This is a genomic window from Sphingomonas sp. NPDC019816 (assembly GCF_050274375.1).
GTDB lineage: Bacteria > Pseudomonadota > Alphaproteobacteria > Sphingomonadales > Sphingomonadaceae > Sphingomonas.
Genome location: NZ_JBNNOB010000047.1, coordinates 1 through 24,684 on the forward strand (window position 1 = coordinate 1; position 24,684 = coordinate 24,684).

16 protein-coding genes, 3 pseudogenes and 1 riboswitch are annotated in these 24,684 nt (G+C 66.9%); of the genes and pseudogenes, 9 read left to right on the forward strand and 10 right to left on the reverse strand.

The features are described 5' to 3' along the window. Nucleotides 1–238, reverse strand: a pseudogene (locus ACQKJZ_RS08975) (hypothetical protein); the annotation flags it as partial. 646 nt (nt 239–884) lie between these two features. Beyond that, the gene (locus tag ACQKJZ_RS08980; RefSeq protein WP_427730840.1) at nt 885–1,820 is read right to left on the reverse strand and encodes a replication initiator protein A; all 936 of its coding nucleotides are present in this window, start codon (nt 1,818–1,820) and stop codon (nt 885–887) included. 352 nt (nt 1,821–2,172) lie between these two features. Further along, nucleotides 2,173–2,261: riboswitch (glycine riboswitch) on the forward strand. A 124-nt stretch (nt 2,262–2,385) separates the two neighbouring features. On the opposite strand from ACQKJZ_RS08980, the gene ACQKJZ_RS08985 reads away from it, so the two are divergent. Beyond that, nucleotides 2,386–3,792, forward strand: coding sequence for an L-serine ammonia-lyase (locus ACQKJZ_RS08985; protein ID WP_312490404.1), 1,407 nt, complete (start codon nt 2,386–2,388; stop codon nt 3,790–3,792). Between the two features lie 43 nt (nt 3,793–3,835). On the opposite strand, the gene ACQKJZ_RS08990 is transcribed toward ACQKJZ_RS08985, so the two are convergent. After that, nucleotides 3,836–5,416: an alkaline phosphatase D family protein gene (locus tag ACQKJZ_RS08990; protein ID WP_312490403.1), complete on the reverse strand. Its 1,581-nt coding sequence runs from the start codon at nt 5,414–5,416 to the stop codon at nt 3,836–3,838. An 18-nt stretch (nt 5,417–5,434) separates the two neighbouring features. Further along, nucleotides 5,435–8,101, reverse strand: a complete 2,667-nt coding sequence (locus ACQKJZ_RS08995) for a TonB-dependent receptor (protein ID WP_312490402.1) — start codon at nt 8,099–8,101, stop codon at nt 5,435–5,437. A gap of 285 nt (nt 8,102–8,386) precedes the next feature. Between ACQKJZ_RS08995 and rfbB the strand changes: the two genes are divergently transcribed. From rfbB to ACQKJZ_RS09025, 6 genes are all read left to right on the forward strand, one after another. Then, a complete protein-coding gene (gene rfbB, locus ACQKJZ_RS09000) occupies nt 8,387–9,442 on the forward strand; it encodes a dTDP-glucose 4,6-dehydratase (RefSeq protein WP_312489460.1) in 1,056 nt (351 codons plus the stop codon). Then, a complete protein-coding gene (gene rfbA / locus ACQKJZ_RS09005; protein WP_312489448.1) occupies nt 9,439–10,380 on the forward strand; it encodes a glucose-1-phosphate thymidylyltransferase RfbA in 942 nt (313 codons plus the stop codon). The genes rfbB and rfbA overlap by 4 nt, the downstream gene beginning before the upstream one ends. A 189-nt stretch (nt 10,381–10,569) precedes the next feature. Then, nucleotides 10,570–11,943, forward strand: a complete 1,374-nt coding sequence (locus ACQKJZ_RS09010) for a sugar transferase (RefSeq protein WP_312489449.1) — start codon at nt 10,570–10,572, stop codon at nt 11,941–11,943. Nucleotides 11,944–12,177: 234 nt separating this feature from the next. Then, the gene (locus ACQKJZ_RS09015) at nt 12,178–12,309 is read left to right on the forward strand and encodes a hypothetical protein (protein WP_312489450.1); all 132 of its coding nucleotides are present in this window, start codon (nt 12,178–12,180) and stop codon (nt 12,307–12,309) included. Between the two features lie 81 nt (nt 12,310–12,390). Further along, nucleotides 12,391–12,720, forward strand: a complete 330-nt coding sequence (locus tag ACQKJZ_RS09020) for a WGR domain-containing protein (RefSeq protein ID WP_312489451.1) — start codon at nt 12,391–12,393, stop codon at nt 12,718–12,720. An 83-nt stretch (nt 12,721–12,803) separates the two neighbouring features. Then, nucleotides 12,804–14,234, forward strand: coding sequence for a M20/M25/M40 family metallo-hydrolase (locus ACQKJZ_RS09025; protein WP_312489452.1), 1,431 nt, complete (start codon nt 12,804–12,806; stop codon nt 14,232–14,234). Nucleotides 14,235–14,255: 21 nt separating this feature from the next. On the opposite strand, the gene ACQKJZ_RS09030 is transcribed toward ACQKJZ_RS09025, so the two are convergent. The 3 genes from ACQKJZ_RS09030 to ACQKJZ_RS09040 form a co-directional block, all read right to left on the reverse strand. After that, on the reverse strand, nt 14,256–15,275 hold the full coding sequence (locus ACQKJZ_RS09030) for a phytase (RefSeq protein WP_312489453.1): 1,020 nt from the start codon (nt 15,273–15,275) through the stop codon (nt 14,256–14,258). Further along, nucleotides 15,272–18,073, reverse strand: a complete 2,802-nt coding sequence (locus ACQKJZ_RS09035) for a TonB-dependent receptor (RefSeq protein WP_312489454.1) — start codon at nt 18,071–18,073, stop codon at nt 15,272–15,274. The genes ACQKJZ_RS09030 and ACQKJZ_RS09035 overlap by 4 nt, the downstream gene beginning before the upstream one ends. 224 nt (nt 18,074–18,297) lie before the next feature. Then, a complete protein-coding gene (locus ACQKJZ_RS09040) occupies nt 18,298–19,335 on the reverse strand; it encodes a mannose-1-phosphate guanylyltransferase/mannose-6-phosphate isomerase (protein WP_312489455.1) in 1,038 nt (345 codons plus the stop codon). 160 nt (nt 19,336–19,495) lie between these two features. Between ACQKJZ_RS09040 and ACQKJZ_RS09045 the strand changes: the two are divergent. After that, nucleotides 19,496–19,633, forward strand: a pseudogene (locus ACQKJZ_RS09045) (transposase); the annotation flags it as partial. Between the two features lie 64 nt (nt 19,634–19,697). Here ACQKJZ_RS09045 and ACQKJZ_RS09050 read toward each other — a convergent pair. Both ACQKJZ_RS09050 and ACQKJZ_RS09055 read right to left on the reverse strand, forming a co-directional pair. After that, nucleotides 19,698–20,543: a tyrosine-protein phosphatase gene (locus ACQKJZ_RS09050; protein WP_312489456.1), complete on the reverse strand. Its 846-nt coding sequence runs from the start codon at nt 20,541–20,543 to the stop codon at nt 19,698–19,700. 77 nt (nt 20,544–20,620) lie between these two features. Continuing rightward, entirely contained in the window at nt 20,621–22,990 is a 2,370-nt protein-coding gene (locus ACQKJZ_RS09055; RefSeq protein WP_312489457.1) for a TonB-dependent receptor, read from the reverse strand. Between the two features lie 177 nt (nt 22,991–23,167). Here ACQKJZ_RS09055 and ACQKJZ_RS09060 point away from each other — a divergent pair, with 177 nt between their 5' ends. Beyond that, nucleotides 23,168–24,334, forward strand: a complete 1,167-nt coding sequence (locus ACQKJZ_RS09060) for a PQQ-dependent sugar dehydrogenase (RefSeq protein WP_312489458.1) — start codon at nt 23,168–23,170, stop codon at nt 24,332–24,334. 142 nt (nt 24,335–24,476) lie between these two features. Here the strand turns inward: ACQKJZ_RS09060 and ACQKJZ_RS09065 are convergent. Further along, nucleotides 24,477–24,684 (reverse strand): annotated as a pseudogene (locus ACQKJZ_RS09065) (hypothetical protein); the annotation flags it as partial.

Genomic DNA, 24,684 nt, shown 5'->3' on the forward strand with positions numbered 1-24,684 from the left:
CGTCGCGCGCGCGACGGCAGGCGGTGAGCATGCGGTCGGTCTCGCCGGGCGCGGGGACGGCGAAGAACGCCTCTTCGAACGTCCCCGCCTCGATACTGCCACGGCGCACGGGCGCGCCGGTGCGGTGCAGCCCGCCCGATCGCGCACGTGGTGTGACCGTCGCAGCCTGGGCCGTACGCCCGCTGGCCGCACGCGCGAGTACGCGCGCACTTGCCGCGCTGAGGGCAAATGCCGTCATCTTCCTTCCCCCTTGGGGGCCGGGACCGGGGATGAAAAAGACCGTGGCGCGAAACGCGCATCCTTGCACCCGATGGGGCGGGACGGTAGGAAGAGCCCGTGAAGTGGTGATGCTTTCACGTGGAGTGACGTTTGGCGACGCCGCTCTTCAATACCCCCTTTGGGATGCCCGGCCTTCGTGCCGGGCTTTCCTTTATGTGGTCACGGCCGCTTCCTGCTTTCCGCTGCGTCGACATGACGCGCATCGCCGATCTTGTTGCAGCAATGATCCAACAACGGAAGCGACCAAGATTCGTGCTTTCGAGTATTTAAACCAGAAAAAGTTCGTGCTTTCGGATAGGAATTGCCGCTCCATTCGTGCTTTCGAGTAGAATAAGCACGGTTCAACTTCGTGCTATCGAGTAACAATTGACGACAATCGGGCGGATCGGCGCGCCGTCATGCCCCGATTGGGCGTGCTTGATTCGGCCGATGATTCGCGAGGAAGGGGTTCGCGCAGAGGACGCGGAGATGCTGCGCGTGCCGCAACAGCGCCCTGTCTACGCGCAAGACGGAGATAGCGCTGCCGCGCACGATACCCCTCTGCGCTCTCTGCGCCTCTGCGCGACAATCCCTCTTCTTCGCAAAGCCTTCCAGGCCGACCCGCCTCACCCCTCGCGCGGGCCGTCCGCAGTCAGCGCAGGGCCACGCGGGGTGATGACGACGCGGGCTTGGGGTGCACGCCGGCCGCGGCGCGGAGGGGCATCGCCGGCCGGGGGCGCGGCCTCGGTCTCTTCGACCAGCTCAAGGTGGTAATCGGGGATGCCGTCGGTCGCGACGATCTGCTTCAGCGCCGCCTTGAAGTTCGACAGCGGGTTCTGATAGCCGATCTGGAGCCGGAAGGTGGCAAGATCGATGTCGAGCACGTTCCCCTCTTCGCAGGTCGAGCGCGCGACTTCGTAGATGCGTCGTTCGATCGGCCCTAGTTGGAAATAGGCCGCCGCATAGTCGAGCACATGGCGATCGAGCAGGATCGCACGATACAGCCAGTCGCACAGTCGCACCTTGACGGCTTTAAGGCGCCGTTCGCCGCTCTTCGTCTTGCTATAGTGCAGCTTTGCTTCGGACAGCCAGGAGAAGAAGCCCTCCTCCCCTTCGCCACCCGCTTCGATATTGGTCTTGATCTGCGTACCCTGCAGCCGTTCCAGCGCCTCGGACAGCCGGCCATAGCTGCGCGCCGAATGGTTGGAACCGGTCGCCGAGAACAGATCGTGCGCAGTGAAGACGAAATCCTGTTCGACCCGATCGCCCGCCTCCAGCTTCGCCGCCATCAGACTGGCGATGTAGAGCACGATTTCCTTGTCGTAGATCGTCGCGACGCCGCTCGCTGAAGGGCGCACCTCGATCGAGACAGTCGCGTGATCGTAGGTAAGCGGCTTCATCCAGGCGTTTTTCGACAATGCGAAGAAGGGGAACGCCATCAGCGAGCGTTCGCCGCGGATCTCGCCATGCAGCGGGCTGTCGAGCGCGAACAGATCGCGCTGAGGGATGCCGTCAGCACCATGGGCAGGACGATTCGAAGCAGGGGTACGGGCCATGGCCATTTCCTACTCGAAAGCACGAAGATTTGGACCCCCATGCCGTTTTCACGAGGGGAAACGGGGGCAAGCCTCCAACAGTTCGTGCTTTCGAGTAGGAAATGGGACCCGTTCGGGTTGATCCCTTCCCCTTGAGACATGTCGTCCTGTCGACATGTCGGCAGATCGCCCGCAGACATGGCCTCCCGACGCACCCTACGTCTCGCCCCTACCCTTCCCGTTCGATCTCACAAGAGCGTGGCCCGCCCTCTGACACACGATTAATGGGGCGGGGCACATCAGCACAATCCCGGGATCACGCATCGAAGCGCGACGCCACGCGCCCTTGACCCCTCCCCCGCCCCGGCCGATACCCGCCGCCATCGACATGGGAGAGACCGGGCACGCCCCGGCGCCGAAGGAGCAACCGCCCCGGAAACTCTCAGGCAGAAGGACCATGGCGATGCGAGAATATCTGGAGAGAGGCGTGAAGGGCCACCCTGCACGTCCGCCGACGGGATAGCGATCTCAGGCACAAGCGACAGATGGGGCATGCGCACGGCCGGCATCGGAGCCGGCGATGAGGACATGCATGCACGTCGACACGTCTACACCTCTACCGCTCGACCGGGGGCTGCATCGGCCGATCAGCGTCGCCGAGTTGTTCACGATCGGCATCGGGCCGTCGAGCTCGCACACCGTCGGGCCGATGCGTGCCGCGTTCGACTTCGCACAGCGTGCGGTGGGGCAGGGGACGGCGCCGACCCGCGTCACCTGCGACCTCTTTGGCAGCCTCGCGCTGACCGGGCGCGGCCATGCGACCGATACTGCGACGATCCTGGGGCTGGCCGGCTGGGAGCCCGAGCGGCTCGATCCTGATGCGGCGCCCGACATCCTCGCGGGGATCGGCGCGGAGGGGCGGCTGCCGCTCGCCGGCACGCACGGACTCGCCTTCGCAGCCAGCGACGTCGTCTTCCACCCGCGCGAATTTCTGCCCGAGCACCCCAATGGCATGACCTTCACCGCGCAACGCGCCGACGGCACCGCTTATGCCGAGACCTATTTCTCGATCGGCGGGGGTGCGATCCTGCGCAAGGGCGCGCCGGCGTCGGCGAGCAACGTCGCGGTCCGCCACCCGTTCAGCTCGGGCGCCGAGCTGCTTGAGCTGGGCGAGGCGACTGGCCTCACCATCGCCGAGATCGTCCGCGCCAACGAAACCGCGTGGCGCGAGGCGGCCGAGACCGACGCCTTCCTCGACGCGGTGCGCACGGCGATGCACGCCTGTATCGACCGCGGCATCGCGCAGGAGGGGATGCTCCCCGGCGGCCTGAAGGTCCGGCGCCGCGCGCGCGCGATCGAGCAAGGCCTCACCGGCTGCGTCCCCGGCAGCAACCCGGCCGAAGTGTTCGAATGGGTCAGCCTGTGGGCGCTCGCGGTCAACGAGGAGAATGCCGCGGGCGGCCGCGTCGTCACCGCCCCGACCAACGGTGCCGCGGGCGTGCTGCCTGCCGTCCTGCGTTTCTACGAGACGCTGGTCGCCCGCGACGAGACCACGCGACGCGAGGGCGCGCGCACCTTCCTGCTCACCGCCGCGGCGATCGGCATGCTGTACAAGAAGCGCGCCTCGATCTCGGCCGCCGAGATGGGCTGCCAGGGGGAGGTCGGCGTCGCCTGCTCGATGGCGGCCGGCGCGCTCGCCGCGGTGCTGGGCGGCAGCAACGCGCAGATCGAAAATGCCGCCGAGATCGGCATGGAGCACAATCTCGGCCTCACCTGCGACCCCATCGGCGGCCTCGTCCAGATCCCCTGCATCGAACGCAACACGATGGGCGCGGTGAAAGCGATCAACGCCGCCTATCTCGCGCTACGCGGCGACGGCAGCCACGTCGTCAGCCTGGACGCGGTGATCGAGACGATGCGCCAGACCGGCGAGGACATGCGCTCGCAATATAAGGAAACCAGCCTCGGCGGGCTGGCGGTCAACGTGGTTGAATGCTGACATGTCTATGTGTCGCTATGTCGACACATAGACATGTCGCCTATCACACCCGGTGCAGCCCGGGCTTGCCGCGTTCCGACACGAAGCTCGCATAGGTCGACAGGCGGCCGTCCGGCACCGCGACGGTGTCGAGGATCTTGAGGTCGCCCCGGAAGGTATCGCGGCCGACGTCGCACAGCACGTAGCCGCGGCGATCGGTCATCGCCATCAGTTCGGGCGTATGCGCCTTGGCCGAGCGGGTGAAGTCGTCATCGTCGCCGACACCGTCGGCGCCTGAGGTGATTGAGGTGGCGAGGAACTCACTGGAGACGATTCCGCCGCGCTGGTCGTGGACGAGATCGCCGGCATAATGGCGATGCGCGTCGCCGCTGACCGTCATGACATTGCCCGGGCAGTGATCGGCGATGTGGCTGAGCAGGCGACGCTGGCTGTACATATAGCCCGACCATTGATCCATCGAGGCGATGGGCACGTCCTTGCCCGGCTTGGTATAGTGCATGTTCATCAGCCGCACCTGCTGCGCGATGAGGTTCCAGCGCGCGGTCGATCGGGTCAGGCCGTCGAACAGCCAGCCCTCCTGCGCATCGCCCATCATCGTGCGATCGGGCGCATAGACGTCCGGACCCTGCACGACGTCGTCATCGCCATAGGCCTGATCCGAACGATACTGGCGGGTGTCGAGGAAGAAGCCCTGCATCAGGTCGCCGAAGCGCGCATCGCGATACATGCGCATCTGTGCGCCGACCGGCATCGAGCGCGGGCGCAGCGGCATATGTTCGTAATAGGCCTGCATCGCCATCGCACGGCGCATCAGGAACAGTTCGGGCGGCGTGCCGTCCTGGTCGTGGTCGCCCGCCCAATTGTTGTCGACCTCGTGATCGTCGAAGCTGACGAACCAGGGCGCGGCGGCATGCGCGGCCTGCAGATCCGCGTCCGACTTGTACAGGCCGTAGCGCAGGCGATAATCGGTGATCGACTGGATCTCGCCCCCGGTGTGGCGGCGGATCGGCGTCACCACCCGGCCGGCGATGCGGCGCGGGGCAGGGCCGCGGTCAGGGCCTTCGTAGATGTAGTCGCCGTAATGGAAGACGAAATCGACCGGCTCCTCGGCGATCTTCCGCCACGCGGTGTACAGGCCTTCCTCGTAATTCTGGCAGCCGGCGACCGCGAAGCGCAGCCGGTCGAGCCGCGCCTGGGGCAGGGGGAGCGTCGCCCCGCGCCCGACCGGGCTGCGATGGCCACCACAGGTGAAGCGGTACCAATAGGGCCTCGCCGGCTCGAGCCCCGTCACCTCGACATGCACCGCATGCGCGAGCTCGGGGTGGGCGATCGCCTCGCCATGGCGGACGATCTGGCGGAAATCGGGATCGCGCGCCACTTCCCAGCCGACGCGGACGGGCGCCGCCACCATGCCGCCATCGGGCTGCGCGGGTTCGGGGACGATCCGCGTCCAGGCGACGAAGCCGTCCGCATCGGGATCGCCCGCCGCGACGCCGAGCGCGAAGGGCGTTGTCAGGAACCCGGGCGCGTCGATCAGGTTGCGCGGGTTCGCCGGCAGCGCACCGGCGCGCGCCGCCATCCACAGCATCGGAAAGGCGGCAAGCAGGTGGCGGCGATCGATCATGGTCAGGTCCCTTGCCGGTCAGTTCAGCACGATGTGGAAGAAGGCAGCGCGCCCATAATCGTCGATTTCGTTGACATATTGGAGACGGTTGCCGGCCAGGAATTTGGGCTGGTCGTCGAACAGGTTGTTGATCTCATACTTGAAGGTCACGTGCGGCAGCACGCGGTGCCACAGCGCCGCGTTGACGACCGTCAGCGGCGCGCGGCCGGTATCGTCCTTGGGCGTGACCCCCAGCGCGGTCAGCGACGCCGAACGATGGCTGACGGTGCCGCGGATCGCGCCCGCGATCTCGGGCAGGCGTACCGTCGCGCCGGCACCGAGCGTGACGCGCGGCTGGTACATCAGCCGGTCGATCGTCCGCGTGCCCGTCTCCTCGCCCGTCACGTGCATCTGCCCGTCGAGCAAGGTCACGTTGAAGAAGGGATCGACCTTGCGGCCCAGCACGTCGACATTGTGCTCGGCGACCTGGAACTCGATCCCATACAGGCGCGACCGCTCTGCATTGGTCGGCTCGCGCACCGCATAGGTGGTGCCGTCGACCTCCTGCAGCGAGCGCAGGACGTAGATGTCGTCCTTGATCCACTTGGCGAAGGCGGCGACGGCGATCACGCCATGCGTGCCGAAATAATATTCGGCGCCGACGTCCAGATTGTCGGCGCGGCGCGGCCGCAGATTGGGATTGCCGCGGCGGATCGAGCAATCGGGGCCACCCGCCTCTTCGTCCTCGACGCCGCAGCTGATCGTTTCGGGCTGGGCGATGTCGCCCGGCGTCGGCCGGCCGAGCGTGCGGCTGTAGGCGAAGCGCAGCTTGGTGCCATCGCCCGGGTCATGGTCCGCCGCGAACGAGGGGAGCAGATAGGCATAGCCGCCCCGCCGCACCGTCTGGCCGGGCAGCACCACGCCGCTGCGGATCACCGGCTGGTAGGCGTCGAAACCGATGTGGTCGTAGCGTAGCCCCGCGACCAGCCGGGTCGCGTCGCTGGCGTGATGCAGCGACAGATAGGGCGTCCACAACCGCTCGACATAGCGATAGTCGCTGGCCCGTTCCTGATAGGCGGTCGCACGCGCATCCAGCCCGATCTGCTGCCACAGGGTGCCCTTGGCGCGGTTATAGTCGATCCAGGGGAAGGACATGGCCGAGCCGACGGGCCGATAGTTCGGATCGACCAGATAGTCGGTCATCACCCGGCCCAGGCGATAGGTGTTGACGTCGAGGTCGCGCGACAGGTCGAGCCGGCGGAACTCGACGCCCGTCGCCAGGCCGAAGCCGCGGTCGCTCGCCTCAGTATTCCAGGCATAATCGACGCGCAGGTCGGTCAGGCCTTCGCGCGCGGAGCGTTCGGTGATGTTGGCGGTGCTGAGCTTATAGATCGACGAGAACGGCGCGTTGGGATCGCTGATCCCCGTCACGCGCGGGATACCGCCGGTCGCCTCGCTGCCATCCTCCCAGTCGAGGAACAGCTTGGCGGGATAGGTGCGCACGCCGACATAGGGCTGCACGTTGTCGTAGATCGCGCGCGTATAGCCGCCACGCACGTCGAGGTGCGACGCGTCGCCGCGCCAGGCGAGCGAGGCGATGCCGCCGTACGTCTTCTTGTCCCAGGTGTCGTAGCGGTAGCGCGAATAGATGCTGTTGACCTGCGAGCGGCCGCCGTTCGCGGTGCGCGCGACGATGGTGCTGCGCGTGTAATAGTCGTTCTTGTTCATCGTCGAGGATTCCCACAGACGATAACCGAAGCCGAGCAGCGAGGCGCGGATGCGGTCGCTCGCCTGCCATTCCAGCTTGCCGCTGCTGCCCGCCGTGCGCAGCCGGTTGGTATAGCTGCCGTAGCTATGGTCGCCCGGCACCGCGCGCCCATCCCAATTGCCCGCATCGGGGCCGGCGAGCGCCTTGCCGCTGGCGTCGAAGTAATTCTTCACCGGCTGCCACCATTTGGCGGAATTGCGCGTGCGGCTCTGGTAGCGCGCCGACAGCAGGATGCCGAACTGGCCGTGCGAGCCGAAGCGGTCGGCGAACACGCCCTTGGCCCCGCCGCCCCAATGCTGTGCGCTGCCGCCGATCGTGTTGCGCCCGTCGGGCCCGCGGAACGACTGGTAGCTGCTATAGCCGTCGAGCATCGTGTAGCGGCGCTTCAGGTCGAGCGGGCTGCGCGTCACGATATCGACGATACCGCCGATCGCGCCGCCATCCTGTTCGGCGGTGAAGGTCTTGTAGACGTCGGTGCGCTGCGACAGTTCGGACGGGATGATCTGCAGGTTGATCATCCGCGATCCCTCGCCGTCATTGCCGATCGAGGCGAGGGTGATGCCGTCGATCGTCGTCTGGTTGAGATCGGGCGCAATGCCGCGGATCGTCACGAAACGCGGCGCATCGCCCTCGTCGATCGTGCTGATGCCGGGCAGCAGCCGTAGCTGTTCGACGATGTTGCCGTCCGCCGCGATCGTCTCGACGTCGTCATAGACGATGGTGTCGACCACCGCGGGCGACTGTTCCTTCTGTGCGGTCGCCAGGCGGTTGGCACGCACGATGATGTCGGTCTGCGGATCGGGACCCGCGGCATCGCGTGAGGCCGGATCGGCGGGCAGGGCAGGGCCGGACGCAAGGGCCGGTGTCGCCGCCCCCAGCAGCATGACGGACGCACAGCACAGCAGGCGCGCCCGACGGGCACGCAGAACCATCGACATGGATTTATCCCCCTTGGCGACGCGCGACCGAAATCCGGCGCGCACGACCGACGCGGCGCCCGCCTCCGATCACATCGGACCGTCGTCGCCGTGGGGGGCTGCTAGGCAGCAAACGTTACAGCAAGACTGTCATATCATGACACTTTTGCGATACGCGCCGCCACGCCGTCATTTTCGTCGAATTTGCGATGATCGGACAGCAGGTTAGCGACCGATGTCAAATGTTCATATCGGTCACAACCCCCGCCTATAGGTCTTAACCTTCGCATGGTACGAGGCGTGACCATGCGTATCTTCGTCACCGGCGGGGCCGGGTTCATCGGTTCGGCGCTCGTCCGCCATCTGATCCGCGAGACGGGGCATAAGGTGCTCGTCTACGACGCGCTGACCTATGCCGGCACGCTGACCGCGCTGGCACCGGTCGCGAATGACCCACGCTATCGCTTCGTGCGCGGCGATATCCGCGACGGCGCCGCGGTCGCGGCCGCGCTGCACGATTTCCGCCCCGATATCGTCACGCATCTCGCCGCGGAGAGCCATGTCGATCGGTCGATCGACGGCCCCGCCGCCTTCGTCGACACCAATATCGTCGGCACCTTCACCCTGCTGACCGCCGCGCGTGCCTATTGGCAGGGCCTCGACACGACCGCCCGCGCTGCCTTCCGCTTCCACCATATCTCGACCGACGAGGTGTTCGGCAGCCTGGGGCCGACCGGCCGCTTCACCGAAGACACGCCCTACGACCCGCGTTCGCCTTATGCCGCGAGCAAGGCGGCTTCCGACCATCTGGTCGGCGCTTGGGGCCATACCTACGGCCTGCCGGTGCTCGTCACCAATTGCTCGAACAACTACGGACCGTATCACTTTCCCGAAAAGATGATCCCGCTGATGATCGTCAAGGCGCTCGCGGGCGAGGCGCTGCCCGTCTACGGCCGCGGCGAGCAGGTGCGCGACTGGCTGTTCGTCGACGATCATGCCCGCGCGTTGCAGGCCGTATTCGAACGCGGCCAGCCCGGCCGCCGCTATGCGATCGGCGGCAATGCCGAACGCCGCAACATCGACGTTGTCGAGACGCTGTGCGCAACGCTCGACCACCTGCGCCCGCGCGCCGACGGCCGCTCCTATGCCGCACAGATCGCCTTCGTCGCCGACCGCCCCGGCCACGACCAACGCTATGCAATCGACGCGACGCGGATCCGCGACGAACTCGGATGGACCCCGCGCGAAAGCTTCGACACCGGGCTGGAGGTGACGATCCGCTGGTATCTCGACAACGAAGCCTGGTGGCGCCCGATCGTCGCACACCGCGCTGCGGACGTGCGCAGGGGGCTGCCGGCATGAAGGGCATCATCCTCGCCGGCGGCACGGGCACGCGGCTTCATCCGGCGACGCTGGTCGTCAACAAGCAGCTGCTGCCGGTCTACGACAAGCCGATGATCTATTATCCGCTGTCGGCGCTGATGCTCGCCGACATCCGCGACATCCTGATTATTTCCAGCCCCGAATACCTGCCGCATTACCGCACCTTGTTCGGCGACGGATCGGCGCTCGGCCTGGCCATCGCTTATGCCGAACAGCTCGCGCCGGAGGGGCTGCCGCAGGCGTTCACGATCGGGCGCGACTGGATCGCGGGGCAGGCGGTGACGCTGGTGCTCGGCGACAACATTTTCTTCGGTAACGGCCTGCGCACCTTGCTGCGCCGCGCGGTCGCCCGGATCGAGGCGGAGGGCGGCGCCACGCTCTTTTCCTACCGCGTCGACGATCCCGAGCGATACGGCGTCATCGCCTTCGACGACGACGGGCAGGCGGTATCGCTCGAGGAAAAGCCCGAACACCCCCGATCGAACCAGGCGGTAACCGGCCTCTACATGTTCGACGCCAGCGTCTGCGACCATGCCGCAGCGTTGGTGCCCTCGGCCCGCGGCGAGCTGGAGATCACCGACCTTGCGCGCCGTTACATGACCGCAGGCACGCTCCACGTCGAGGCGATGGGCCGCGGTTTCGCCTGGCTCGATACCGGCACGCACGACAGCCTGCTTGAAGCAGCCGAATTCGTCCGCACCATCCAGCACCGCCAGGGCATACAGATCGCCTGCCTGGAAGAGATCGCCTACCTCCAAGGCTTTATCCCCCGCGAAGCGGCGGAGGCCCGCGGCCAAGCACTCGCCAAGACCGCCTACGGCCGCGCGATCCTGACCGCGATCGCGGAAGCGCCCGTCCCGCAGGGGGACCGAAGGGCGGGCGAGCGGCGGCAGCGACCCTTTACCGACGTGCCGTGAGCGGGTATGGCGGACGCACCCCCATCACCGGTGGACGGGTCTTGCCGGTAGGACCGGATTGAGATCATCCGCCATTGCTGTTAAGAATCCGGCGCTTCTGTTTGCGAGGCTTTCCGGGCGGTTAGGTGTATGGGCATGCTGGGCAACGTCGATACTGTCTCCCGGCCCTCTCCTTCTTCCAGGCAGGTGATGACTACCTCCGATCCCAAGAGTGTGAAGACGCATTGGCGCCCGCGCAGCGTGCTGCTGCAGTTCCGCGCCATCGCCTATCTGCTGTGCTGCGACATGGCGGCCATCTTCGGTGGCTTCGCGATCGCCGCCTTGACCCGTCAGTCGATCATCGTCGACAGTGGCTGGCTGGTCTTCGCTTTGGTGCTGATGCCGCTCTACGCGCTGATCGCCTCCAATCTCGACGCCTATGATTCCGAAAATCTGCAGGATCCGTTCGGCGCGATCCGTCGCGGCATCCAGGCGCTGGCGATCGCGATCGGCTGCGTCATCCTGGCCGCCTTCTACCTGAAGTCGGCGACCGCCTTTCCGCGCCTGACGATCGGCATCGGATCGGCGCTGGCCGCCTTGCTGCTGGTGACGGGACGCTATGTGTTCGTCCGCCATCTCACCTGGTTCGTCGGCGGCAATCCGTTCAGCTCGATCCTGCTGTGCGACCGCGGCGCACCGATCCCGCCGGGCAACTTCTCGATGGTGATGGCGGCGGAATCCTATTTCGACCCGGAAGCGCACGATCCCCACATGTACGATCGCCTCGCGACGCTGGTCGCCAGCGCCGACCGCGTCGTCGTCACCTGCGCGCCCGAACATCGCATGGCCTGGGCCAAGGCGCTGCGCGGCGCGAACGTGCAGAGCGAGATCGTCGTCCCCGAACTGGTGGCGATGGCGCCGCTCGGCCTCGGTCCCAATCGCGACGTGCCATCGGTCATCGTCGCGGCGGGACCGCTCGACCTGACGGACAGGATCGTCAAGCGCCTGTTCGACATCGCGCTCGCCTCTGCCGCCTTGCTGTGCCTGCTGCCGCTGCTCGTCCTCACCGCGATCGCGGTACGGCTGAACAGCCCGGGGCCAATCCTGTTCAAGCAGGTGCGCATCGGCCGCGGCAACCAGATGTTCCAGATGCTCAAGTTCCGCTCGATGTACGTCCAGCAGCTGGACGGCGCCGGCCATCGCTCCGCCTCGCGCGACGACGACCGGATCACCCGGGTCGGGCGGATCATCCGCAAGACCAGCATCGACGAACTGCCGCAGCTGGTGAACGTGCTGAAGGGCGACATGAGCATCGTCGGTCCCCGCCCGCACGCCCTGGGATCGCGAGCCGCGGACAAACTGTTCTGGGAAGTCGACCAGCGCTATTGGGACCGCCACGCGACCAAGCCGGGCCTCACCGGCCTTGCCCAGGTGCGCGGCTTCCGCGGTGCGACCCTGGTCGAGGACGATCTGCGCAACCGCCTGCAGGCGGACCTCGAATATCTCGAAAACTGGTCGATCTGGCGGGATATCAAGATCATCTTCCTGACCGTCCGCGTCATCCTCCACCGCAACGCCTTTTAACGACCGGCCCCTGTCGCCGCGTGCGACGGGACGAAGGCGAAGTTTATGGCACTTTTGTGAAAGGGGGCTATGCTGCGCTCGTCACCGCCGGATACGGGCGGGACGCGAGAGGAGCAGGCATGGTTGAGATCGCGCTTGGGTATGCGGTTGGCTCGGTAGTTCTGGGCCTGTGCCTGGGTGGAGCGGCACAAGTGATAAAGGCGCGCATACCGTATTGACCGGGGGACGCGCACGATGCTGCGCTTCCTGTTGATCGCGCTTGCCACGATCTGGGGTCTGTCGATCCTGGTGCTGGTCGTCGCCTTGGTCGGCGCCCGCGTCAGCGCACGCATGCGCCGGCTGCTCGGTGGCGATGACGCCCCCTGATTCACCGGCTGAATCACACGTTCGCCACTGATTCAGGAAATCCGTCGGACACGCCTGTCGGCATCACCTAGATTTGCGGGCATGGACGAGCTGCCGTTCACGCCCATTGATCTCGCCGCCATCGATGCGGCGCGCAACGTGCGCCGGCGCTGGCGGGTGGCGGCGTATCGCGATCTATTCGGGCAGGTGGTGATCGAGACGTGCTGGGGGCGGATCGGGACGCGGGGACGCGCGCAGGTGCGCAGCTTTGCCGACGAGGGCGCGGCCTGCGCCTATGTACGCGGGCTGCTTGCACGGCGGGGGAGGGCGGTGCGGCGGATCGGGGTCGCCTATCAGCCGGCGATGCCGACGCGCCGACATGTCGACACGTCGACCCACATCAGCCGGCCAGGTGACGCGCGGATGGTGTGACCCGCGGACAGGCGCGGGCCGGATTTCCCTTTCTCGTCGGCGGGCGTCATGCATAGTGTCCGCACAACGAATGGGGGCGGGCGATGGCGGGACGGACGCAGGGAATCCTTGGGGCGACGATCGGCGCGATGCTGCTGACGCTGTCGGGCAGCGGGGCGGCACAGCAACCCGCGACGCCGCTGCGCCCCGACCAGGCCCGCTTCCGCGCGCTCTACCAGCAGATGGTGGAGACCGACACCAGCATCACGACGGGCAGCTGCACCGCGCTCGCCAACACGGTTCAGGCACGGCTGTTGGCGGCGGGATATACGGCGTCCGCGATCACGCGCTTTGCGGTGCCCGATCATCCGAAAGAGGGCGGCCTCGTGGTGACGCTGCCGGGCACCAGTCGCACGGTGAAGCCGATGTTGCTGATCGGCCATCTCGACGTCGTCGTCGCCAACCCCAAGGACTGGACGCGCGATCCCTACAAGATGGTCGAGGAAAACGGTTATTTCTACGGCCGCGGCACCGCCGACATGAAGGCGATGGACGCGATCTGGGTCGATACGATGATCCGGTTCAAGGAAAGCGGCTATCGCCCCAAGCGCACGATCAAGCTGGCGCTGACCTGCGGCGAGGAAACCAGCTGGGCATTCAACGGCATGAAGTGGCTGGCGCAGAACCGACCCGAGCTGATCGCAGCCGAATTCGCGCTCAACGAAGGCGGGGGCGGGCGGTCGGACGGCAAGGGCGATCTCGCGATCGCCAACATCCATGTCGGCGAGAAGGCGGCGGTCAATTACCGAATCGAGGCGACCAACCCCGGCGGCCACAGCTCGACGCCGGTGCGCGACAATGCCATCTACGAACTGTCCGACGCGCTCGGTCGCCTGCGCGCCTATGACTTCCCGTTGCAGATGTCCGACACCACGCGCGCCTATTTCCGCGTCGCGGGCAAGGCGCGCGGCGATGCGATGGGCGCGGCGATGCAGCGGATCGCGGCCGACCCGACCGACAAGGCTGCCGAAACGCTGCTCAACACCGACAAAAGCTATCATTCGATGCTGCGCACGACCTGCGTCGCGACGTTGCTGGACGGCGGCCATGCCAACAATGCGCTGCCGCAGCGCGCGGGCGCCAATATCAATTGCCGCATCTTCCCCGGCGTGTCGGCCGAAGCGGTGCGCGCGACGCTGGAACGGGTGATCGCCGATCCGCGCATGATGGTGAAGCAGGTCGACGATCGCGGGCCCGCCGCAGTGCCCCCGCCGCTCGACCCCAAGATCGTCCAGCCCGCCGAACGGCTGCTCGCGCGTTATTACCCGGGCGTGCCGCTCGCCCCGATGATGTCGACCGGCGCGACCGACGGCATCTATCTGGAGGCGATCGGCATCCCGTCCTACGGCCCGCCGGGCCTATACAGCGATCCCGACGGTAACGGCACGCACGGCCTCAACGAACGCGCGATCGTGAAGGCAGTCTATACGGGCCGCGATTATCTATACGACCTGGTCAAGGCCTATGCCGGCTGACGCCTCGACGTGTCGACAATCCTACAGGCCTAGCGCCGCCTTTACCTTGGCCCAGCTGACGTATTTGAAGTTCTGCGTGTCGGGCGCGTTGTCGCCGTCCTGCGCGACGAACAGGCCTTGGCGGTAGGCCGGGCCGAAGTCGCCCAATGCCAGCTCGATGCCATCGGTGTCGCTGGTGCCGTCGATCGCGCCCCCGCCGATGCGGAAGCGGCCGGCGTAGGTGACGGCGGGCAGGCGGTAGAGCGTATAGGCGTTGTCGCCCTGGCTGGAGACGACGAGATAGCCGCCGGTCTTGCCCTTGGGGGCGAGCGCCAGGCCCTCGGCATCGGCGACCAGCGTCTTGCCGTCGACGCGCGCGATCGGGATGGCGGTCGCGGGGGCGGCGGGATCCGCGGCGAAGCGCCACAGGCCGACGTCTTCCTCGGCGACGTAGAGCGTGGCCGTCCGATCATCGACGACGCAGCCTTCGGCCTGCGTGCCGAGCTTCATGCTGCGCACCGGCATGACCACGGGGGAGGGGCCCGACAGGTCGATACGCACCTGATTGATGCGGCCGTCCTTCAGCACGACGAAGCCGAACAGCGCCTTGTCCTTCGCGCGTGTCCACAGGCACATGCCATAGGCCTCGCCGGGGCCGACCGGGTAACGTCCCATCGGCACCAGGCGCCGTGCCGACGTGTCGAGCGTGAACAGCGCGACATGCGCCTGGGCGACGTCCGCCCGGTCGCTCGCCACCGCGACCACGCGCCCTCCGACCTCGCGCAGATCGACGTTGTTGAGCCGCGCGGCGGGGGTGAAGGACACGCGCTTGCCCGCCATGTCGTAGACGTGGATGCCGGCCTTCTTGTCGGTGCCGATGACCAGGCTCTTTGCGGGGTCCTTCGCATTGCGCCAGATCGCGGGATCGTCCGCCGCATCGTGCGCGGTATCGACCGGATCGGTCTCGGCGCTCGCCGCAATAAGCGGCGCCTGCGTCAGCGGCGCCGCGGCCGGAACGCTCGCACAGCCGGCGAGCAACAGGGCGGGGAGGGCGCTCCTCACAGCTTCACTCGCACGCCGGCGAAGATCGAATAGCCGAACTTCTCATATTCGTACGTCCGGAAGCGCTCGCCGAAATAGCGCACGCCCGGCGTGTTGGTGAGGTTCTTGCCCTCGGCGAACAGGTTGATGCCCTTCATCAGCTGCACGCTACCCGTCACATCGAGCTGGCCACGGCCTTCCCAATAGAGGTCCAGCGCGGGATTGTCGGCGTTGATCTCGTCCAGATAGTCGCTGCGCTTGGTATAGGCGACGCGCAGGTTTACCGGGCCGCGTTCGTAGAAGACGCTGGCATTCCACATATGCGTCGACTGGCCGGGCAGCGCGAAGCGGCTGCGCCCCCCGTACGTGCCGTCGAACGTCGCAGACCCGTGCGTATAGGTGTAATTGGCAAAGACGCCGAGGCCGCCCAGCAGACCGGGCAGGAACGAGAGCTGCTGCTGCCAGTTCAGCTCGACCCCGTACAGCTCGCCCTTGCGCGCATTGATTGGGCTGCTGAAGATCGCGGGCAGACCCAGGTACACGCCCTGCCGGTTGAGCGTGTAGCGATAGTCGGTCAGGTCCTTGTAGAAGCCGTTGACCGAGATCACGCCCAGCGGCCGGATGTAATATTCCAGGCCTGCATCGACGTTGTTCGCCAACGTCGGGTTGAGGCGCGGATTGCCGGACTCAACGCGGATCGTATTGCCCTCAGTCGTCTCGAGCACGCGCGGCGCGAGCTGCGGGAAGTTGGCGCGGTTGATCGCGCGGCTCAGCGCCGCCCGCAGGATCAGGTTCGGCGTGAACGCCTGGCGCAACGTCAGGTTGGGGAAGAAGTCGACATAGCCCGCCTTGCCACTCGCGGTGACGATCGCACCGGTGCGCGACACGCTCGGCGCACTCGACTGGAAGTTGGTCGTCTCGACGCGTAGGCCCGCGATCAACGTCGTGCCGCCGTTGACGTACTTCGTCATGCCGAACAGGCCGAGGATGCTTTCCTCCGCGGTGTAATCGGCGGTCAGCGACTGTGGCAGGCGGCGTTCCGACGTCGTCTTGGCCGCGTCGAAATAGGCGTCGGCGAGGCCGGTGTCGAAGCGCTTGCCAAGGTCATAGTCGAAGTTGCGCGAGTCCTGATCGGACAGCAGGCCGGCGAGCGTCTGGCTGGGCGCTGCGCTGCTGCGGCGGTCGCGGAAGCGCTCCTCGTCGGCGCTGATGTGGCGCTCGCGATATTTGCCGCCCGTCGACAGCGTGACGTACTCGGCGATCGGCAGGTTGGTGCGGATGGCGACCGTCAGCTCGTCGTTCTTCGTCGTGTTCGACCGGAAGGCGTTCTCGCGGAAGGCGAAGGTGCCGGTCTGGAGGTACTCCTTGCTGGTGAACAGCGAATAGCTCGGCAGGTCCGCGTCGGCGAAATTGTACGAGAGCGTGGGGCGCAACGTCGAGCGGAACAGCAGTTCGTCGCGGCGTGGATAGGTCTGCGAAGTCTCGCTATACGCCACGTCGGCGCGGATCGTGCCGTCGCCCAGCCGCTGCTCCAGGCCGCCGGTGACGCTCCAGATCTCGTTCACCTGCTTCCTGTGACGTACCTGCTTTTCGATGCGCGTGTTGGTGTAGGTCGCGGCGCGATCGGTCGACCCCGCCTGCAACGTGCCCTCGCTCCACAGAATGCCGAGGCGGTCACGGAATTCGTCGTCCTGGAAGCGCGCATAGGTGCCGCGCACCCAAGCGTGCGTCGCGTCGGACGGGCGCCATTCGAACGCACCGGTACCGGCGATCCGCTGGCGCTTGGTGTCGTAATCCTTGAACAGGGTTTCGGTGACGCGCAGGCCGGCGGGCGTCTGGCTCCACGTATTTTCGACATTGTCCGGGCGGCGGTGGGTTGAGGAATAGCTACCCGACAGCAGCACGCCGAACTGGCGATCCTGGCCGAACGTGTCGCTGACCGCGGCCGATCCGCGATAGTCGTGGCCCTTGCCGAACTGGTTGTAGCTCATGCCGCCCATGCCGGTCAGCGCGAAGCCCTTACGATCGAACGGCGACCGCGTCGTGATGTTGACCGCACCCGCGATCGAATCCGCGTCCTGATAGGGGAGCAGCGATTTGGTCACTTCCAGATTGGCGACGATGTCCGACGGGATCGTGTCGAGATCGACGGCACGCGTCGTCGGGTCGACCGAGGGGATCTGGATTCCGTCGACCGAGATCGCCGACCATTCCGACGGCGCGCCGCGGACGTTGATGTAGCGGCCCTCGCCCTGGTCACGCTCGATGCCGACACCCGGCGCACGCTGCAGCGCCTCGGCGATATTGGGATCGGGGAAGCGGCCGATCGCGTCCGCCGAGATGACGGTGATCGTATTGTCGGCGGTGCGCTGCTGGTTGAGCGCCCGCGCGGTATTGTCGACCAGCGACGCACCGACGACGACGATGTCGCCCTCCCCGCCGCTCGCCGCGGGCAAAGTGAACGACACGGCACGGCCGCGCTCGGCTGCGGTGATCGTGCGCGTCACCGGCGGACGGCCGAGATAGTCGATCAGCAAGGTGACGTCACCGCTCGCATCGGGCGTCGCGACGGTGAACTCACCCTGCAAATTGGTCGTCGCCTGTGCGCCCGTCCCCTCGACGACGATGCGCGCGCCGGGCAGCGCGAGGCCGCTCGCGTCATAGATGCGGCCCGACACGATCGGCCCCTCGATCGGCATGCCCGCCGGGGTGACGGCCGGTGCATCGACCGAGGCGGCGAGCGCCGGCTGCGTGGCGAAACCCAGTGCGACAAGCGAAACCCCCGCAAGCGCGCGGAAGGCCGGACGGATGGCGTGCATGATGCTCCCCCTGAGCGTGATGGCGCCGATGCGTGCCCCGCACCGGTCGTGTCGCCGCAGCCCGTGGCGGGGGAATGTTACATGAGGATGCAGACAGCGTTACGCTATCGTGACACTCGATGCGCCTGCCAATCGTGATCCAATGAGCAGGGCGACGTCATGCCGCAATGGCATTGCCGCGCTGTTCGCCCGGGCCGTCATCGCCTGACGGCCCGGCGCGTCGCTTACTTCTGCATCGCCTCGATCAGCTTCTTGACGTCCTGGCTGTGACCGCGCGGCACGATCATCACGTCGTTGCCGCACGCCACCACGATCAGATCGCTGACGCCCACCGCCGAGATGCGGACGCCGTCCGATCGGATCAGGCAATTGTTCGTGTCGATCGCCAGCACTTCGCCGCGATGGTGGTTGCCACGCTCGTCGCACGGGCTGATCGCGAGCAGCGCATCCCAGCTGCCGACGTCGCTCCAACCCATCGCCACCGGCACCACGGCCACGCGATCGGCGCGTTCCATCACCGCATAATCGATCGAATCCGACGGCGACGCCCCGAAGGCGTCCGCATCCGGATAGACCCGCACGCCCTCACGCCGCGCATCGCGCATCGCCGTCTGCGCCGCGGTCAGGATCGTGGGGGCATGCGCCGCCAGCGCGCCCAGGAACATGTCGGCGCGGAACAGGAAGATGCCGCCGTTCCATACATGGTCGCCCGCCGCCAGCATCGCCTCGGCACGATCCCGCGGCGGCTTTTCGACGAAACGTGCGACGCGATGCACACCCTCGGCCAGTTGGTCGCCGACCTGGATCCAGCCATAGCCGGTTTCCGGCGCATCGGGCGCGATCCCGAACGTCACCAGCCAGCCATCCGCGACCATCGGCATCGCAGCCTCAACCGCGGCGCGAAACGCCTCGACATCCGCGATGACGTGATCGGACGGCATGACGAGCAGCGCGTCCTCCGCTCCCGCCGCCAGCGCCGCCAGCGCGATCGCCGGCGCGGTGTTGCGACCGACCGGTTCCAGGATCACCGCCTGCGGCTTGGCATCGGCGGCCGCGAGTTGTTCGTCGATCGCATCGGCATGCCGCGCATTGGCGACGACGATCGGCGCCGCGAAGGCTTCGCCATGCGCCCGTCGCGCGGTCAGCTGCAACATCGTCTCGTCCGCGGTCAGCGGCAGCAACTGTTTGGGCATTTCGGGGCGCGACATAGGCCACAGCCGGGTGCCGGATCCTCCCGAAAGGATCACAGGAACGATCGTCATAAAGGTCAGGAAACTCCGTAGGGATTTTTCCTCTTAGACCGAAAGATCAAGATCGAAACGATCAATTTGAAGCAACTTGTTAAAGCAGTTTCCAGATATTGGGTCAGGCCCCATTGGTGCAAGGCGCGCGATTTAATTCGGGCTCCAAGAGGAGGCCGGAATGAGCGACCTGCACTGGCTGACGGACGATCAGATGGAACGGCTTCGGCCTTTCTTTCCCAAAAGCCACGGTAAGCCGCGCGAGGACAATCGTCGGGTGCTGAGCGGTATCGTATCCGTCAACCGCAACGGGCTGCGCTGACGAAATGCAACCGCCGAGCGGACGCAAATTACAGATCTTCACCCTATCTAAGGAACCTTTTTCACCGCGTCAGGTACATCGCCCGCAGCCGGCGGATCGTCGCGGCATCCAAGCCCAGCTGATCGTGTTGATAGGCCGCCATGCCGCCGGGCTTGGCGGCGATCGCGGCGAAGGCGACGTCGAGATAGGCGGGGTCGACGCCCATCAGCGCCTTCACCACGTCGGCGGGCAGGGCTTTCGTCCAGGCGGCCGCGTTCGGATCCTGGCGGGCGGCGCGCGCGGGATCGAAATAGCGGTTGGAGAGCACATAATCCTGCATCACGGTCGCGCGCGGCACGCCCAGCACGGTGAGCAACAGCGCCGCGGCGACGCCGGTGCGGTCCTTGCCCGCCGAACAGTTGAACGCGAGCGGTGCGTGGCCCGCGGCGAGCTCGGCGAACATGCGGCGATAGGCGCCGGCGAAACGGAAAGGCAGCTCCGCATAGGTGTGCGTCATGATGCTGCGGGCCTTGGCACCGTCGAGCTTGGGGTCGGCGAGGGCACGCATGTCGCCACTCATGTCGTAATCGTCGGCGAAGACCGCGGGCTTGTGCGCCTCGGGCCAGGCGACCGGTGCCTTGGCGCGCTCGCGCGTGTCGCGCAGGTCGCAGACGGTGACGAGGCCGCGCTTGGCCAGCGCCGCAAAGTCTGCCGGGGTCAGCGCGTTCATCGCGCCCGAGCGATAGAGCAGACCCCATTTCACCGTCCTCCCGTCCGCGGTGCGATAGCCGCCGAGATCGCGGAAATTCTGCCCGCCCTGCAACGGCACGACGCGTTCGTGCGGCACTTGGGGCGCGACGGGGGCGGGGGCCTGCCGCGCGATGGCGAGGGCAGGCGTGAGTGCGAGGAGGAGGGCGAGATGGCGCACGGATCGTCCTTCGAAGGGGAAACGAGCAGGGCATGGGGCGCCCGTGCTCCCGCATCGGGCGGGAGCACGGGGCGGCATCAGAACCGCACGTTCACTTCGGCGCCCAGCGTCCGCGCTTCGTTGAAGAAGCCATAGGTGCCGAGCAGCGGGCTCAGCGCCCGGAAGAACAGATGCTGTTCGTTGAAGAGGTTGCGCGCCCAGATCGACACGCCCAGCGTCGCGCCGGTGCCGTTCAGCCGGATGTCGGTCAGCGCCAGGCGGCCGTTGACGACGAATGCACCGTCCCCCTTGGGCTGGCGCACCCCCGTCTGCGGATCGTTGTAATTGACGTAGAAGCCGTCGTCATAATTGCCGTCGAGATGCGCGCGGAACGTCGTGCCGGTCAGCGGCAGTTCGTAATCGATCGCGCCGCTCGCCGCGTTGCGCGGGGTATAGACCGGATAGATGCGGATCGGCGTCGTCACCACCACGCCGCTGGTCTGCGGGAAGGGGTTCGACGTCGGCGGGATGTGGACATAGGTGAAGGCGTAGCTGGCGGTCAGCGTCAGGCCGGTGACGGGCAGCAGCGTGAAGTCGCCCTCCCAGCCCTTCAGGCGGCCGGTGCCGGGCGCGTTGGTCGTCTCGGTCGTGGTGCGCGTGGTGTTGAGCAGCACCCGCTCGCCTTTGTCATTGGTGACATATTGCTGGTAATTGGCGCTGAAATCGATCTGGATGTCCTTATAGTCGCCGACATAGGCAGCGACGTTGAAGCGCGCCCGCCGGTCCCAGAATTCCATCTTCGCGCCGGCTTCGAACATCGACACGGTTTCCGGATTGAACGGCGCATAGGTGAGCGAACGCGAATTGGCGCCGCCCGACTTATAGCCGGTGCTCCACTTGCCATAGACATGGACGTCGCGCGTCAGGTCGGCGGCCAGCGTCACCATCGGGTCGATGCGCGACCAGTGCGCATCAAGGGCCCGCGGTGCCGACACGCCGTTAACGCTCGGCAGCGCGCCGTTGACGATGAACAATTCGCCATGCTTGGCATCGCGCGTCCAGCGCGCGCCGCCCGTCAGATGCAGCCGGTCCTCGGCGAAATCCGGGGTCCAGGTCGCCTGGCCGAACACGCCGACGCTTTCGGTGGTCACGTGGCTCGCGCGGTCGACGCGCTGGTCGGCGATGACGAGCGGGATCACACTCGCGGCCGTGCCGTCGGCGTTCCAGCGCATCGTGTTGAACGCCTGCGCATTGTCCTCCACCTTCTCGCGATAATAGAGCGCGCCGGCGAGGTAATGGAGCTGCGCCGTCTCGCCGATCGCCTGCACCTCCTGGCTGAACTGGTGCTGCTTGAAATAGGCGAGGCTGTAGCGCGCGAAGGCGCCGTTCGGCGCGTAGACCGAGGTGTTGGCGCTGCCATTGTCGAACTGCGACTGCGTCATCGCGCGATAGGCGGTGATCGACTTCAGCTCGAGGCCCGGCACCGCCTGCCAATCGAGCGTCAGGCGATGGCCGTGCGTCTTGCCGATGCTGGGCTGCTGCGGAACGCCGACGTTCGCGGTGCCGACGCGGGTCGGCTGCAGCGGCTGGGCGGGCGCGCGCGGCAGCGTGCCGGCGGTGATCGACTGGAGGTAGAGCGGCGTCGAGGCGTCATATGACGTGTCGAACGAATAGTCCGCGCTGAAGCCCGTCACCGGCTTCCACAGCGCCTCGCCATGGAAGCCGCGGCGGTCGAAGGCGTTGAAGTCGGCTTGGCCCGACATCGGATTCTTCACCAGCCCGTTGCGGCTGGTGACGATGCCGTCCAGCTTCACCGCGACATTGGCGAACGCGGGCAGATCGAGATGCGCCTCGCCCTTGTAGCTGCCGTAATTGCCGATGCCGGCGGTGCCGTTGAAACCGAATTCCCCCGTCGGCTTCTTGGTGACGATGTTGAGCGCGCCGCCTTCGGTGTTGCGGCCGAACAGCGTGCCCTGCGGGCCTTTCAGCACCTCGATGCTCTGCACGTCGTATAGCGCCGTACCCAGGCCCTGCGCACGGCCCAGATACACGCCGTCGATATAGACGCCGACGCCCTGGTCGCGCGCGGGCTGGTTGCTGTCGCTCAAGACGCCGACGCCGCGGATGTTTACGATCAGCGCCGAATTGCGCGAATAGAAGGGCGCGACGCGCAAGGACGGGATCGCGCCGTCCTGCAGATCGACCAGCGACTGGACGTGACGGTTGCGCAGCGCGCTGTCGTCGAGCACCGAAATCGCGATCGGCGTGTCCTGCAGGTTCGTCTTGCGCTTCTGCGCGGTGACGACGATGTCGGCAAGGCCGCCCGACTGGTCATCTTCCGCGGTGATCGTCGGCGCAGCCCCCGCTGTGGCGTTGCCAGCCGTCTGCCCCCAGGCCGACCCGGCGCCCATGCCGATCAATGCGACCGCCGCAGCCGACCGCAACAACATACCCGTACGCGATACCATGATAACCCCCCGTGTTCGTCGGGCGGCGCGCTAGACATGTCCGGAGACGACTGAGTTACATTTTGGAAACAGAACGAAGACACCGGGCCGACCGTGGCCCCGCTTCACCGCAGGCCGGGCACCCCCGGGGGGCCATGCGTTTGGAAAGGGCAGGGACGCGGGAGAGGATACGAACCCATGCGGACATATCATCTGTTGCCGGTCGCGCTTGCCGCGCTGGTGCTGGGCTGCGGCGAGGATGGCGGCAACGGCGGGCAGAGCGGCAGCGCGCCGACGCCGACCCCGACACCCACCGCGACCGCCACGCCGACGCCGACACCCACCGTGACGGCAGTCAACCAGCGCGTCGTCGCCAGCTTCGACAATCCTTGGGCGATGACGTTCCTGCCCGACGGGCGCGCGCTCGTCACCGAAAAGCCGGGACGGTTGCAGCTCGTTACGCAAGCCGGCGCCAAGACGCAGGTGTCGGGCGTGCCGCGCGTCACCTATTCGGGGCAATTGGGGCTGCAGGACGTCGTGCTCGACCCTGGCTTCGCGAATAATGCGCGGATCTGGCTGACCTATGCCGAACCCGCGACCGGCGGGCAGCAGCTCGCCGTCGCACGCGCAACGTTGGTGTCCGGCAGCATGCCGCGGCTCGACGACGTGACGGTCGTGTGGCGCGCGACGCCGGCGACGACCGGCGGGCAATTGGGCGGGCGGATCGCCTTTGCGCCCGACGGGCGCACGATGTTCGTCAGCACCGGCGAGCGCCAGCAATTCAACCCCGCACAGGACCCGGCGGGGACGCTCGGCAAGATCGTGCGGATCAATCTCGACGGCAGCGCTGCGTCGGGCAATCCCTTCGCTTCGGGTCCGAAACCCGAAATCTGGACGCTCGGCCATCGCAACCCCTACGGCCTCGTCTTCGCCAGCGACGGGCGGTTGTTCGAATCCGAAATGGGGCCGGCGGGCGGCGACGAGTTCAACCTGATCCAGGCGGGCAAGAACTATGGCTGGCCCAAGGTGTCGGAGGGCGACAACTACGACGGCACGCCCATCCCGCGCCACAGCACCAACACCGCCTACACCGCGCCGCTGGTCAGCTGGACGCCGGTGATCGCGCCGGGCGGGATGATCCAGTATCGGGGGAGTGCGTTCGCAGGCTGGACCGGCGACTTCCTGCTCGCCGGTCTCGCGCAACAGGACCTGGTCCGCGTCCGCGTCACCGGCGACACCGCGCGCGAGGTCGCCCGCATCGGCTTGGGGTCCCGCACGCGCGAGGTGGAGGAAGGCCCGAACGGCTCGCTCTGGGTACTGCGCGACGGCGACAACGGCGCGCTGGTGGAGCTGACGCCGCGGTAGGACCGGGCGGGATCGTCATCCCAGCGAAGGCTGGGATCTCCCGGTTGTAGCGCGTTTCAAGAGCCGCAAGAGGCCCCAGCCTTCGCTGGGGCGACGGCCTGGGCAATCGATCGCCACGCCGACATGTCGACACCCCGACATGTCAACTGATGCCGAACCCCGCAGCGGTGTAGCGCAACGCCTCGCTGCGCATCTCGCGCGTCGCGATCAGGCCGTCGTGCGTGGCGAGGAACGCCCAGCTCGAATGGGGGGTAGGGGGCGGCACCAGAGCGGCGGGGTCGAGCACCGCGACGTTGATCCCGCCCCGTGCCCGCGCGGACGGCGCCCGCAGCGCCCCGCTGCCGGCGACC

Excerpts from the sequence above, each read along its gene's own strand:
- rfbA (WP_312489448.1), top strand. The coding sequence starts at position 9,439 with ATGAAGGGCATCATCCTCGCCGGCGGCACGGGCACGCGGCTTCATCCG.
- ACQKJZ_RS09035 (WP_312489454.1), bottom strand. The coding sequence starts at position 18,073 with ATGCACGCCATCCGTCCGGCCTTCCGCGCGCTTGCGGGGGTTTCGCTT.
- rfbB (WP_312489460.1), top strand. The coding sequence starts at position 8,387 with ATGCGTATCTTCGTCACCGGCGGGGCCGGGTTCATCGGTTCGGCGCTC.
- ACQKJZ_RS08990 (WP_312490403.1), bottom strand. The coding sequence starts at position 5,416 with ATGATCGATCGCCGCCACCTGCTTGCCGCCTTTCCGATGCTGTGGATG.
- ACQKJZ_RS09060 (WP_312489458.1), top strand. The coding sequence starts at position 23,168 with ATGCGGACATATCATCTGTTGCCGGTCGCGCTTGCCGCGCTGGTGCTG.
- ACQKJZ_RS08980 (WP_427730840.1), bottom strand. The coding sequence starts at position 1,820 with ATGGCCATGGCCCGTACCCCTGCTTCGAATCGTCCTGCCCATGGTGCT.
- ACQKJZ_RS08995 (WP_312490402.1), bottom strand. The coding sequence starts at position 8,101 with ATGTCGATGGTTCTGCGTGCCCGTCGGGCGCGCCTGCTGTGCTGTGCG.
- ACQKJZ_RS09020 (WP_312489451.1), top strand. The coding sequence starts at position 12,391 with ATGGACGAGCTGCCGTTCACGCCCATTGATCTCGCCGCCATCGATGCG.
- ACQKJZ_RS09025 (WP_312489452.1), top strand. The coding sequence starts at position 12,804 with ATGGCGGGACGGACGCAGGGAATCCTTGGGGCGACGATCGGCGCGATG.
- ACQKJZ_RS09015 (WP_312489450.1), top strand. The coding sequence starts at position 12,178 with ATGCTGCGCTTCCTGTTGATCGCGCTTGCCACGATCTGGGGTCTGTCG.
- ACQKJZ_RS09040 (WP_312489455.1), bottom strand. The coding sequence starts at position 19,335 with ATGACGATCGTTCCTGTGATCCTTTCGGGAGGATCCGGCACCCGGCTG.
- ACQKJZ_RS09055 (WP_312489457.1), bottom strand. The coding sequence starts at position 22,990 with ATGGTATCGCGTACGGGTATGTTGTTGCGGTCGGCTGCGGCGGTCGCA.
- ACQKJZ_RS08985 (WP_312490404.1), top strand. The coding sequence starts at position 2,386 with ATGCACGTCGACACGTCTACACCTCTACCGCTCGACCGGGGGCTGCAT.
- ACQKJZ_RS09010 (WP_312489449.1), top strand. The coding sequence starts at position 10,570 with ATGACTACCTCCGATCCCAAGAGTGTGAAGACGCATTGGCGCCCGCGC.